The sequence below is a fragment of the Planctomycetaceae bacterium genome, assembly GCA_039680605.1.
In the GTDB taxonomy this organism is placed as follows: Bacteria; Planctomycetota; Phycisphaerae; order SM23-33; family SM23-33; genus JAJFUU01.
This window is the reverse complement of record JBDKTA010000004.1, coordinates 227,125-239,882: the sequence shown is the minus strand read 5'-3', so window position 1 is coordinate 239,882 and position 12,758 is coordinate 227,125. Positions and strand designations below refer to the sequence as shown.

General features: G+C 65.1%; 11 protein-coding genes. 6 read left to right on the top strand and 5 right to left on the bottom strand.

Going from position 1 to position 12,758, the window contains the following annotated elements; all coding sequences use genetic code 11:
• Nucleotides 1-115 precede the first annotated feature (115 nt).
• From ABFD92_01290 to ABFD92_01280, 3 genes are all read right to left on the bottom strand, one after another.
• A complete protein-coding gene (locus ABFD92_01290; protein MEN6503148.1) occupies nucleotides 116-463 on the bottom strand; it encodes a DUF1622 domain-containing protein in 348 nt (115 codons plus the stop codon).
• A 597-nt stretch (nucleotides 464-1,060) separates the two neighbouring features.
• Nucleotides 1,061-1,942, bottom strand: coding sequence for a hypothetical protein (locus ABFD92_01285; protein ID MEN6503147.1), 882 nt, complete (start codon nucleotides 1,940-1,942; stop codon nucleotides 1,061-1,063).
• The gene (locus tag ABFD92_01280) at nucleotides 1,942-3,414 is read right to left on the bottom strand and encodes a hypothetical protein (protein MEN6503146.1); all 1,473 of its coding nucleotides are present in this window, start codon (nucleotides 3,412-3,414) and stop codon (nucleotides 1,942-1,944) included. The genes ABFD92_01285 and ABFD92_01280 overlap by 1 nt, the downstream gene beginning before the upstream one ends.
• Nucleotides 3,415-3,526: 112 nt before the next feature.
• Here ABFD92_01280 and ABFD92_01275 point away from each other — a divergent pair, with 112 nt between their 5' ends.
• The 6 genes from ABFD92_01275 to ABFD92_01250 all read left to right on the top strand — a co-directional run bounded on the left by ABFD92_01275 (nucleotide 3,527) and on the right by ABFD92_01250 (nucleotide 10,235).
• A complete protein-coding gene (locus tag ABFD92_01275) occupies nucleotides 3,527-4,453 on the top strand; it encodes a hypothetical protein (GenBank protein ID MEN6503145.1) in 927 nt (308 codons plus the stop codon).
• Nucleotides 4,450-5,157 carry a tRNA (adenosine(37)-N6)-threonylcarbamoyltransferase complex dimerization subunit type 1 TsaB gene (gene tsaB / locus ABFD92_01270; GenBank protein ID MEN6503144.1) on the top strand — a complete coding sequence of 236 codons (708 nt, stop codon included), beginning with the start codon at nucleotides 4,450-4,452 and terminating at the stop codon, nucleotides 5,155-5,157. The genes ABFD92_01275 and tsaB overlap by 4 nt, the downstream gene beginning before the upstream one ends.
• Nucleotides 5,158-5,453: 296 nt before the next feature.
• A complete protein-coding gene (locus tag ABFD92_01265) occupies nucleotides 5,454-5,909 on the top strand; it encodes an ACT domain-containing protein (protein MEN6503143.1) in 456 nt (151 codons plus the stop codon).
• 446 nt (nucleotides 5,910-6,355) lie between these two features.
• Nucleotides 6,356-8,011: an NAD+ synthase gene (locus ABFD92_01260; GenBank protein ID MEN6503142.1), complete on the top strand. Its 1,656-nt coding sequence runs from the start codon at nucleotides 6,356-6,358 to the stop codon at nucleotides 8,009-8,011.
• Nucleotides 8,012-8,102: 91 nt separating this feature from the next.
• Nucleotides 8,103-8,639 (top strand): hypothetical protein, encoded by a 537-nt coding sequence (locus ABFD92_01255; protein MEN6503141.1) that lies wholly within the window; start codon nucleotides 8,103-8,105, stop codon nucleotides 8,637-8,639.
• Nucleotides 8,640-9,134: 495 nt separating this feature from the next.
• The gene (locus ABFD92_01250; protein ID MEN6503140.1) at nucleotides 9,135-10,235 is read left to right on the top strand and encodes a hypothetical protein; all 1,101 of its coding nucleotides are present in this window, start codon (nucleotides 9,135-9,137) and stop codon (nucleotides 10,233-10,235) included.
• A gap of 123 nt (nucleotides 10,236-10,358) precedes the next feature.
• Here ABFD92_01250 and ABFD92_01245 read toward each other — a convergent pair whose 3' ends face one another.
• Nucleotides 10,359-11,180, bottom strand: a complete 822-nt coding sequence (locus ABFD92_01245) for a nitroreductase family protein (GenBank protein ID MEN6503139.1) — start codon at nucleotides 11,178-11,180, stop codon at nucleotides 10,359-10,361.
• Nucleotides 11,181-11,501: 321 nt separating this feature from the next.
• Nucleotides 11,502-12,677: a hypothetical protein gene (locus ABFD92_01240; protein MEN6503138.1), complete on the bottom strand. Its 1,176-nt coding sequence runs from the start codon at nucleotides 12,675-12,677 to the stop codon at nucleotides 11,502-11,504.
• Nucleotides 12,678-12,758 lie beyond the last annotated feature (81 nt).

Genomic DNA, 12,758 nt, shown 5'->3' with positions numbered 1-12,758 from the left:
CACGATTTATGCTCGCACAAGAACAGCGAACGAGGAAAGACCACGCGAACATCAACAAGACCGTGATCCAATCAGTCCAGAGTGTCTATTCGCACATCGCATATCGGATATTGCCTCAGTCCCGTTCCCCGCGGCCTTGCCAGGGCCAACGCCCGGTCATCTCCACCTCCAGCGTGAAGCTCAGGAACGTGCGGATCAGCACCACCAGGCCCAGAACCGCCACGCTGGAAAAGGACAACTCCAGCCCGACCGTTTTGACGATGTCGGCCGCCACCAGCAGCTCCAGCCCCAGCAGGATGGCCCGCCCCACGTCGATGCGGATCTGGCGGTAGGTGCCGTCCTCGACGCGGCGCCGGGCGACGAGATAACCCGCCCGGGTCATGGCGACAGCCGTCCCGCCGACGATCACCACCGCCCCCGCCACCTCCAACGCCGCCACAATAAACCCGATCCACTCCCTCATGCCGAATCTTAGCCAGCCAAACCCCCTGCCCTTGAGCGGCTGAATCAGTTTCAGCGCAGAGTTCGCGGGAACGTGGACCTGTCTCTAACCGTCCGTTTCCTTTCTTCTCGCGAAGGTTTCTCGCTTCAGGGATATCCCACAACATGGGATGGCATGAAACAACAACGCCATCTCCAGCCCACTGCGTCGGAGGGCCCCCGGTGGGAAAACAGTAGCCCCAGTGGCCGCCGGCGTCGTGGGCGGGCTCCAAACGGAAGTCCACGGGGGGGCTGGATTGGGGCCCGGGGTCCCACGGCTCCTTGCATGCGGGCCGAAGGCCGGCAATTCGTCAGCCCAGGGCGCAGTCGCGAGCGAAGCGAGGGACGCAGCCCTGGGGTCAGGTCGCCCCACGGTCCAGCCCTGAAAGGGCGGCACACGATGGTGTTTCGCCCTTTCAGGGCTCAAGACATACTGGGACAACGACTCCCCAGGGCGGCGCTGCGCTGTGCCCTGGGCTGACGAATATTCCTCCTTCGGACGAAGGAGGCCTCGGCCTTTTCTCCGTGAACTCCGTGTGCCCTCTGGCAAGGTTTTGCCCGACCAGGGCGGCACAGGCTTTCAGGGATTATTGGGCTTGCCCGGATCGGTTGAGTCCTGGGTGATGCGCAAGACGGTTTTGGAGGCCTGAGGCAGTTGCGAAAGTTGCCCTTGCGCGGGTGAGCAGATCGCCAGGCGGTCGCCGCGCGTCGCGAGCGTTCCGCCGGCAGGCAGAAGTTCGCGAACCGCCCCCCCGGTCCAGAAGAACGTCGCCGCGCCGTCGCTGAAGTAGAAGATCCGCCGTTGCGAGTCCGCGGCGATGGACTGTATCTGCGCTCCGAAAATCGCACAGATCAGCGTCGTCTGCACCTCGGCGGCTGATGGCTGGTCGCAGCGATGCGGCAGCGAGACCTTGAAGATGGACTCGCCGACGCCCACGAGCAGACCGTCCGGCAACGGGCACAGGGCGGTGATGGCCGAGTCGCTTCGCAGCACGGGCTCCAGCCGCCGCGGGCCAAGGCGATATCGCAGGACCTGGTAGCGCCCGTCACGTCGCGTGGCGACATACAGGCACTCACGCGCCACAGCGAGTTTGTAGGCCCGTCCGGGTATGGTCGCGACGGGCACGAGGCTGCCCGCGGCCAAGGCATAGACCTGCCCTTCGTCCAGCACCAGCACGATGCCGTCATCGCCGATGGCCAGGTCTACAAGCGGTTTGGCGACTTTCTGCGTTTCCTGTTCGATCGACCCTTTGGCCCGGTCAAATCGCCACACGTTATTCTTGGACAAGAAATGCACGCAGCCTTTTTCGTCCAGAGCGATCGGACCGTCCAGCCGCACTCCCGCCTGCGATGCCTGCTGCTGGTCCATCAGCACATCGAAGCCGCCACCGGCGCAGCCGGCCGCCGCGATGCAAAGAATCGCCAACCCCGTCAGCCTCACGATCGCGCTGCTTGGGTCCACTATTGCCGCCTCACTTTGCCGGTCCCCTCGCAGCCCTGGCAGGTATGCGCCTTGCCCGAGCACATCGGGCAGGAAACTTTCTTCTTTCGCCAACAGGACCAGCACATCGTGTGGCCGGTGCCCTGGCACCAAATGCAGTCCTTCAAGCCCGTCCCCTTGCACTGAGAGCAGGTCACCTTGCCGCTACCGCTGCAATTTCCGCACGTGCCGCCGCGCCCGCTGCCGTCACAACTGTCGCAGCTTTCCCTGCGGGCCACCTGTTCGGTACAGGGGCGACTCTCATAGTGGCGGCTGTAGACGGGCTGGCCGGCCGAGTCGAAGCCGACATTATCAACCACCAGTTGCTGGCGCGTTGTTTGGACGGTTTCCCACCGCGTCACGCTGCCGCTGCCATGGCAAGTCGAGCAGGACCGGCGCCCCGTGCCGCCGCAACTCCAGCACGTGGTCTTCTTGGGGCAGGGCACCCGGCCCTTGCCTTTGCACGAGAAGCATTCCGGTCCTCCCGTGCCGTCGCATTTGGGGCAGGGAACCAGAAGTTTGTCGTTGCACGTGGGGCAATGGGCCCGCTTGAGCCCCTTGCAGTAAGGGCAGACGATGTCCTGCGGGATCAACAGGCCGAGCTTGCGCCCCAAGCCGGAGGAAATCAGCGTCTGGATCAACCAGGACGGGGGCAGTTCGGCCGGCACGGAACCGCGGGCTTCCACGCCGACGCTGTATTCGCCGGCGGCGGTCTTAATTGCCAAGTCTTTGCCGGCCTCGATGAACACGCCGTCCTTGCTGCTGAAGCCCATCGCCGCCTCGACGACCTTGAACTTGCAGCCGATCTTCATCTGCCGCTCGCCACCCAGAGCGTCGTTTTCGATCAGCGTCTGCTTGAACTCGAACGACACCGGCGTGTCGAGCTTCACGCGGGCGGCCGTCTCGAACGACATCTCCTCGTCCATGAAGACCGGAGCGGAATTGGCCGCGACGGCGAAGATCCGGCGGCGGCCTTCGATAGTCAGGGCGGTGGGACCTTTGGCCGGGCCAAGCGAAGCGCCGGCCTTGACGGCCAACTCGATCTTGGCTTGGGTGGGGTCTACCTTGAGGGTGGGCACCAGCACGTTGGCATAGGTCGGCAGGCGGTAGGCCTCGGGAGTAAGTTTCTCCACGATCGCCGCGACGGGCAACGCCTGGAGCGTGACAAAGTGGTCCGGGTTCTCGACGGAACTGGCGGCAGGGAGAGGCACGATGCTCTTCTTGTGGGCCAGGCGAGCCAGTTCCGGCGGCAGCTTGGCCCGCTGCTCGAGCATGGCTTTGGATGTCTGGAGGAATTGCTGGTTCATTTCCTCCCACGAGACCGCCTGGGAAGACACCGCAGGCTGCCCCGCGGCCAGCGAGGGAATCGAAGCCGCCAGCAGAAAAGCTGCCAGGCACAGGCCGGGGCGAAAGAACATCGACAAGGCCCCCCGGCGCCGCTGGTATATGCACATAAACAATCTGCCTCCGGGGCCTCAACGCCCGGTATCCTCGCCGGCAGGCGGTGCTGGTGTCACCCGGCGCACTATGGTAGTATCGGATTCCACAACATCAAAGGAGTCAGAAATGTCCTCGAAAAATCTCTTCATCATCACCGCGGCCGTCGCGCTGGCGATATCGGCAGCAACCCTGGCGGGTCTGTGCCCCAACTGCAAAGACAAAGCTTACACCAAGGACATCGGCGAGTGTTCGCAGTGCAAGGGCATGACCACCAGCGGGCAGTTCAAGCTCTGCATGAAATGCTCGGCCGACATGAACCAGTGCCAGCACTGCCGCAAGGCGCTGCCGGCGACACAACCGGCCACTTCCGCCGCGGCAAAACTCGACACCAGCAAGGACGGCACGTACAAGTCCGGCCCGTGGGAATACCGCTATTCGATCCACAATGCCGGTACGCGCAGCCAGGGTTATTTCGGCGACCTTTTCTACGACGGCAAAGCGGTTGCGGCCCCACAGCAGATCAACGACCACCTGCTCACGCCCTGGGGCATGATGTACTGGGTGGGAGACCGCCCGGTGGCCTTCGGGAGCCATCGCTGGATGCCCAAACGATCCCCTTCGGGCAAAGGCGGGCAGCTGCTGACCGATCCGGCCGGCAAGGGGCAGGCGGCAGTCTTCGTGCAGGTGCTGCGATCGGGCGCCAATGGCGCCGATGAGCCGGAACTGGCCCCCTGGATAAAGACCGCCCTCAGCGAGGCCGGCGCCAAGAACATCACCATCGTCGATAAAGAGTTCCTGCTCACGCCCGCCCCTGTTGTGCTCCACGACAGCAGGCATTTCGGCCATTGCGAAATCAGCCTGGGCCCCGTCGCCGCCGACAAGGGCATCAGCGTTTCAGCCGACGGCGAAATGATCGAGCTGCCCTACCGCAACGGGGCCACCAAGCTCGCAAAGCACACCATCAGCTCGTCGGTGGCCAGCATGGATCTTTACCTCGCTCTAAGGGTGGAGATCTCGCTGCCAGCCGGTCCGATAGAATCGCACGCACGATGAGCGGCGAGATTTCCATCGCGATCGAGACGTCGTGCCGCAGCGGGGGCTTGGCGCTGGGGCGGGGCGAGGCGCTGACGGCTGTCGATGCCTTCGAGGCCTCGGGGCGCCACGCCACGGTGCTGGTGTCGCGGCTCAAGGCGCTGCTGGAGCGGCACGCCCTGACGCCGGCGGGGGTGCAGCAGGTGTACGTCTCGGCCGGGCCGGGCAGCTTCACGGGTCTCCGCGTGGGGATCACGGTCGCCCGCACGATGGCCCAGGCGATGCCGCAGCTCAGGTGCGTAGCCGTGCCGACGGCGCTGGCGGTGGCGGAGAACCTGGCTGGCGCGAGCTGGCAGAAGCTGGCGGTGATCGTCGACGCCCAGCAGGGTCAGATCCACGCGACGGTCCTCGAGCGGCGCGGCGATCAGGTCGTGCTCAGCGGTCCGGCGTTTGTCGGAACACCGGGCCAGTTCCTCGCCCAGGCCCCGCGCCCGCTGCTGCTGGCCGGCGAGGGGTTGCTCTTTGCGGACCTGACCGCCCGCGGCGACGAGCTGGCGCCGAAGGAGACGTATCTGCCCACGGCCGCCGGCGTCTGGAGGGTTGGGCGCCGGATGGCGGCCGCGGGCCAGTTCGTCGACTACCAGCGCCTGCTGCCGATCTACTCACGAAAACCCACCGCTGAGCAAGTCTGGCAGGACAAGCAGGGCGGCCAAGCCGTAAAATAACAAGTGAAGGTAGTCACATGAGCAATTCACCGCCAACGTGTCCGTTCTGCGGGGGTCCGACCGAAAGCGGCGAGTTAGTAGGCGCTAGTCATCCTCTGAAATGGGTGCCCCAGGATATGGGGCTTACCATGGGAATCTGGGCGTTTGGTTGCGAAACCGTCGGCACCGGCTGGACTCACCTCGGGCGACCGAAAGCTACCGGTTATCGTTGCGAGAATTGCCGCAAGATCGTCTTGGACTACTAAGGAAGGCAGCCAGAAGTAATTCGAAATCCAAAATTGGTGAAAGGATTTATCATGCACATGCAAACGCAGTTCTCGGTGTTCCTGGTGAACAAGCCGGGCGTTCTGGCGCAGGTGACGGCGGCGCTGGCCAAGGCCAAGGTCAACATCATGGCCTTGACGCTGGTGGACTCGATGGAGCACGGCGTGCTGCGGCTGGTCTGCCACGACGCGGCGGCGGCGCGGAAGGTGCTGGGCCAGGCCCACGACCGCTGGACCGAAACCGACGTGCTGGTGATGGAACTGGAGAACCGGCCAGGCAGCTTCTCGCACGTAGCCGAACGCCTCGCCGAAGAGCACATCAACATCTCCTACGCCTATTCCACCGGCGGCGGTCAGGGCGGCAAGACGACGGCCGTCTTCAAAGTCGCCGACATGAAGAAAGCCGCCGCCCTGATGGAACAGATGGAGAAGGCCGGCCACAAGGAACCCCGGGCGCTCAAGACGCCCCGCTCGCGCAAGGCGAAGTAAAGCAGGGGTGAGTTGTGTGTTGTGTGTTGTGTGTTGTGTGTTGTGAGTGGTGAGTGGTGAGTGGGTGCCACGCACAACTCCGTTGTGCGTGTCCCTGACCTTGGGCTCGGAGCCTGGCGTATGGTGGCATGGCAACATGCGTTTTTTGCGGGTCGCCATGAAGAACCTTGCGCTAGCGCGAAAACTGCATGAACCGCAGAGATCGCAGAGTATACGCAGAGAAGCAAATGGCTTAAAACAAGACCATCTAACGTCGCCGTCGGCGTTAATCCGAAAAAACAGACTGTCCATGCGGCCCGCTTCGCTAGTTTTCTTCAAAACACCTCTGCGGCCTCTGCGATCTCCGCGGTGGAAATATCCGGGTAGCGCGAGTTCAGGGAGCATGGGCCCAACGCCCGTGCGAGTTTGGGCGTGAAAACCTGCGGCAAAACGCGCACAATGAACGCGTGAAAATCGCGCTGGCCCAATTTAATCCCATCGTCGGCGACATCGTCGGCAACCTCGACCGCTCGCGCAAGCTGATCGCGCAGGCGGCAGACGCCGGGGCGCGCCTGGTGGTCTTCGGCGAGCTGTCGCTGGTGGGCTACCCGCCGCGCGACCTGCTGCGCAAGGAGCGGTTTGTGGCCGACAGCGAAGCGGCCGCGGCCAGCCTGGCCCGCACGTGTACGCAGACGGCAGCGCTGGTGGGCTTCGTGCGGCGCAACCCCGCCGCCAGCGGCAGGCCGCTGCAGAACTGTGCGGCGCTGCTGTCTGAGGGCAAGATTCAACACATCTACGCCAAGGCCCTGCTGCCCACGTACGATGTGTTCGACGAGACGCGCTACTTCGAGCCCGGGCCCGACCACCCGTGCCTGGAGATCGCCGGCGGGCGCCTGGGCCTGAGCATCTGCGAGGACCTGTGGGACTCCGCCTCCCTCGGCCGCGCGCTCTACGAGCGCGACCCCATCGCCCAGCTCCGCTCGTGCGGGGCGGACATCATCATCAACATGGCCGCCAGCCCGTACCAGATGGGCAAACCGCGCCTGCGCGAGGAGCTGTTCGCCCGCCGGGCCGCGGCGGCGAAAGCGGCGATCGTCTACGTCAACCAGGTCGGGGGCAATGACGAGCTGGTCTTCGACGGCGGCAGCGCGGTCATCGGGCCCGACGGTTCGGTCGTCGCCCGCGCGAAAAGTTTTGAGGAAGATCTGCTGGTCGTCGAGACGGCCGACCTGGGCGCCTCGCGTCGCGAAACGCCCGCCGAGGAGATCGACAGTCTCTGGAGCGCCCTGAAGCTTGGGCTGCGCGACTACGTTCGCAAGTGCGGATTCTCCAGCGTCGTGCTGGGGCTCTCGGGCGGGATCGACTCGGCGTTGGTCGCCGCCCTGGGCGCCGAGGCGCTGGGGCCCGACAACGTCCACGCCCTGGCCATGCCCAGCCGCTATTCCAGCGACCACAGCCTCGCCGACGCCCAGGCCCTGGCGCGGGCGCTGGGCATTCACTATCGCGTGCTGCCCATCGAGGGCGTTCACGCGGCGTACGAACAGGCCCTCGGCGAAGTGCTGGCCGGCGGGTGGGAAGAGATCGCCTACGAGAACGTGCAGGCCCGCATTCGCGGGGCGATGGTGATGGCCGCCAGCAACGCCCGCGGGCACATGGCGTTGGCGACGGGCAACAAGTCCGAGCTCTCGGTGGGCTACTGCACGCTCTACGGCGACATGTGCGGCGGGCTGGCGCCCATCGGCGACGTGCTCAAGACGCAGATCTACACGCTGGCGCGGCGGATCAACGCCCGCGCCGGGCGCGAGGTCATTCCCCAGAGCACCATCGACAAGGCGCCGTCGGCCGAACTCAAGCCCAACCAGACCGACCAGGACAAGCTGCCCCCCTACGACGTGCTCGACGCGATCCTGCAGCGATATATCGAGGGCGAGAAGACCGCCCTGCAGATTATCGACGAAGGCTTCGACGCCCAGACCGTCCACCGCGTGGTGGCCATGGTCGACAGCGCCGAACACAAACGCCGCCAGGCCGCCCCCGTGCTCAAGGTCACGGCGCGGGCCTTCGGCAGCGGGCGGCGAATGCCCATCGCCCAGCGATATATCCCCCAGGCAGGCGAGTTCTGATGAAAGGCTGTTGTGAGTGGTGAGTGGTGAGCAGGAGCGTCTATCGCTTTTGACTCACCACTCACCACCACAACTCACTACTGATTCAAAGATGCAACTGCTCTGCGGAAAATGCGGGCGCACCACCGAGGCCGACGACAACATCGCCGCCAAGGCCGTCGCCTGCGCCCACTGCGGGCGGCGCATCGCCATCCCCTTCGCCGGCGATGATGACGATGTCGTGCTGGCCGACGATGCGCCCGAGCCGGCGGCAACCGGTACCCAGGCCCCGGGCGAAGAAGACTTCGCCGGCTTGGCCCGCAAGATGATCTCGCGCAAAATCGTGGTGGCGTGCGGGTCATGCGGGCGGAGTCTTAAGGCCTCGGTGCGGATGGTCGGGCGCAAGGTTCGCTGCCCGGCCTGCAAGGCGCGCATTAAGGTTCCGGCCCCGCAGGAGGAGTTGCCGCTGCTGACGGTCCGCGCCCGCCGCGGCGGCGAGGAACTGCCCCCGCTGGAAGACGAAGACCTCAGCGGCCTGCCCGTGGCCAAACTCGTCCACCCGCCGGTGCCGACGTGGGTATACTTCGTGGCCGCAGTCCTGCTCGGCGGAGCGGTGGCAGTCGGGCTGCTGGTCTATCTGGCCCGCTGATTACCCCACAGGCCCCGTGGATAACTTGTGAACAAGCTGTCGCAGGGTGGGCGGTTGTCCGAAGGGCTCGCCCCCGCGGGCGCTGAGAAAAACCCGCCCCTGTGGGCAAAACGGGCAAGCGGCCTCGCCTCCCAACAGCAAAGCCCACAGCTTATCCCCAGGCGCAGATTCGAATTTGCCGCCGCAAGAGGCTATTGCTGCGACAGTTACGTCTGCGGCTGGTAATTTCCCGAACGACCCGCGACACCTATCAATACGACTACTGAATTCTCTTATACTTATATAGATAATACCCGCAACCCGCATGGGGAACGCAAGACGCATCGGTGAACGCTGCAAAGTGAGTGGTTGTGGATGGGGACGCGTTAATGGATGAGGCAACCAGCCAACTCGCTTCTTCTCTCCAGCCTTCGCGTGCAAATGGCCGATGCATAGAGCTATGCGGGCGGTCGCAGTGGCTGCCCGGCGACACTATCGCTCTGCCAGGACACGCACATGCATCAAGGATCAACGGAAACGACACCGCATACAGCCGTGGCGGCGTGGGGCATGGCGTTGGCGGCGATATTCCTGGCGGCATTGCTCGCCGGCGGCTGTCAGGGTTCCATCTCCGAAGGCGAGATCTCACAGGAGGGCCGCATGGGCGCCTCCGGTGTTGAGCGCCAGAAGTGGGTGCCGCTGGTGAGCGATCCGGTAGTCTCGCCGTGGAAGACGCCCCTGGGCCCCGGCCGAGCGCTCGAGACGCAGCACTACCGCATCTTCACCACCGTTAACGACCGTCAGATGCTGCGGATCTTCCCGGCGTTCATGGAAGCCGCCTACGACAACTACTACGTCATCACGCGACTGCCCCGCATCGCCCCGGGCAAGAAGATGCCCGTCTACTTCATGGCCGACCGCAACCAGTGGGTGAGCCTGACAGAGTACCATTTCGGCAAAGACATCGGGGCGTTTCTCGATATCCCCACAGGCGGCTACAGCCACCAGGGCGTGGGAGTGTTCTGGCAGTTGCAGGGGATGCAGTCATACTCAATCGCCTCGCACGAGGGCCTGCACCAGTTCCTGTACTACCGCATGCGCAACACGCTGCCGGCCTGGCTCGAGGAAGGCCTCTGCACCATGGCCGAGGGGTTCCAGGACCGCCAAGCCGAGGCCGTCCGCTTCACGCCCGAGGAAAACATCAGCCGCGCGACGGATCTGCAGGCCGTCATCGTCAACGACCGGTGGATCCCGCTGGAAAAGCTGCTCAACATGGACAGCGCCGAGGCAATCTCCAAAGGCAACGACCCGCTGGCATTCTACGCCCAGGTCTGGGCCCTGGCGATGTACCTGCGATACGACAAGAACTACTCCGCCCGCCTCCAGACGCTGCTGACCGACGCGGCGGCCGGCACGTTCCACAAAGCCCTCGGCGTGCCCCAGGAGAAACTCTCCCAATTGCAGCAGCACAAAGGCTACAACCCGACTGTGGCCGTGCCGCTGTTTCGATACTACTTCGCCAACAATCTGGCCGGTTTCGAAAAAGCCTACCGCAACTACGCCGAAAGAAACTTGATCAAGCTGCTGCCCAAGAACCCTGTGCTGAAGGACTATTGAGGCAGTGGTGAGTTGTGTGCGGTGAGTGGTGAGAGGGCGGCCGAGATTGCTCGCGGGTTGTTCAATCTCTAACCTCTGCGATCTCCGCGATCTCTGCGGTGAAAGATCCGGACTACTAACCGCTCACCGCCACTGCACGTCCGGTTCTTTGCGCGGCGGGATGCGGTGGTACTGCTCGGCGGGGTGGCCGATCATCAGGGCGCCGTGCATCACGTGTCCGGCGGGCAACGCCAGGGCCTCGCGGGCGGCGGGGGAAAAGATCGTCGCCATGTGGAGGAAGCCCGCCCAGCAGGTGCCCAGGCCCAGGGTCGCCGCGGCCAGTTCGGCCGTCGTCAATGCGGCGGTGCATGAGCCCGCGGCCATGGCGTCGCCTTCGCGGGCGTGGGCCACCAGCACGTGCGGGGCGCCGCGCAGGATCAGGTCCATCCCGTTGTCCCAGGCCATGATCATCGGCGCGGGATTGTAATTACCGCCGATCAGCTCGCCCTTGGCCGCCAGCGAGTGCATCCAGTCGATCACGGCGGCGGAAAGCTTCTTCACTTCGCCGGCTTCGTAGACGACCTGCCAACTGACTGACTGGCTGTTCATGCCGGTCGGGGCGTAGCGGGCCATGTCGATGACCCTCAGCAGCGTCGGGCGATCGACGGGCCGGTCCTCGTAGCGGCGGATGGACCGCCGGCCCTTGATGAGCTGCTCGACGGCATGCACGTCGCCGCGCCAGTTTTCGTCCAGCGGCAGACAGGCGCCGGCCGGAAGCCGCTCGTGCTGCAGCGTCTTGGTCGCACAGGCGGCGATGCAGTGCCCGCACAGCATGCACTTGTCCTGGGCGTCAGGCACGGTCCGAGGCCCGCGCGAGCCGACGCGGATAAACCCCATCGGACACGCCGCCCCGCACCTGCCGCACCGTGTGCAGACCGCATCATCAAATGAAAGCAGACTGGCCATTGTTTACTCCTGTCTTTGCTGCTGACATCATAATCGACGTCACGTTAGCGGTCGAGCCCGCCACGGCGGATCTTCGACTTGCTCGACGGGTTGCTCGGTCAATATATCACCGCAGAGGTCGCTGAAGACGCAGAGGAAGAAGCGGTCAAAGAAATGGGGCGTGTCGCCATGCCACCCGACAAATGTTGTGTTAGCGGTCGAGCTTGCTCGACGCGGTTTCTTCCCAGACGCGACAACCGCGCGGGGCAAGCCCCGCCGCTAACAGGCGCGTCGGAGTCTTCTCCCGTCTTGCTCTGCGTTCTCCGCGATCTCCGCGGTGAATCATCCCAGGAACTGCGCCAGGCGCTCGAGGACCTGGCCAACGACGATCTCGGGGCTGGAGGCGCCGGCCAGGACGCCGATTTTCAGCGGGCGGCGCGGCGGCAGCCAGTCGCGGGCGATGATCGGCTGACTGGTGGCGATGTCCATCGTCGACAGCTCGCCGGCGCTGACGATCGCGCGGGCGTCTTCGATGAACCACGCCGCGGCGCTCTTGCGGGCCAGCTCGTACAGGTGCCGCGTGTTGCTCGAGCCGAACCCCCCCACCACCATCACCAGGTCTACCCCGGCGGCGCAGAGCTCGACGGCCGCCGCTTGGCGCTGCTGGGTGGCGCGGCAGACGGTCGGCTCGAAAAGCACGTTGCGCGTGGGGTGCTGGGCGGGGGTGTGGCTGGTCAGGGCGTTGCGGATCAGCCCGCGGACGGTCATCGTGTCGTCGTAGAGCATCGTCGTCTGGCTGACCTGCGCGAGGCGGTGGTAGAACGGCTCGATGCTGCGGGCGTTGGTCGCCCGCTCGTCGAAAACGCGAGAGAACTCCCCCGCGTCGCGCCGGCCGGTGAGCATCTGGCACAGCGCGGCGATCTTGTCCAGGTCTTCGGTCACCACGTAGGACCCCCCCGCCGCGGCCAGTCGCGAGCACGTCACCACGGTTTCGTCGTGATGCACGCGGCCGTAGATCAGCACGCCGTAGCCCTGTTCGACGGCGCGGGTGGTCCAGACCCACAGGCGGCGCACGTCGCCGCAGGAGGTGTCGATGACGCGGCAGCCGATGGCGGTCAGGCGCTGCTCGATGTCCCAGGGGACGCCGAAGGCCGGCACGACGGCGCCGTCGGCGGCGGTGACGTGCTTCTCGACCTCGCGCACCTGGTCGGGGGTGAGGATGCGCACGCCGCGGTCGGCGAAGAACGCGTTGACCCAGGGGTTGTGGATGATCTGCCCCAGCAGCACGAGGGTTCCGCCGCGGCCGGCGTGGTCGGCGACGGCGCGCTCGAGCATCGTCAGGGCGCGGCGCACGCCGCGGCAGAACCCGAAGACCCGCGGCAGGAGCAACTGCCCGCCGGGCAGGTTCCAGGCGTTTGCGCTGCGGTGCATGCGATCGACGACGGCGCTGGAGAAGCTGTCGCCGCGACCTTGCTCGTCGCGATCGGCGTTGTCAAAGGAGTCGTGCGCGTCGGACATATGTTCATCATAACAGGGGGAAGTGGTGAGTGGTGAGAAACAGTGGGAGACTGCGCGCGGGATGCTTCAAAGCGCGAAAGG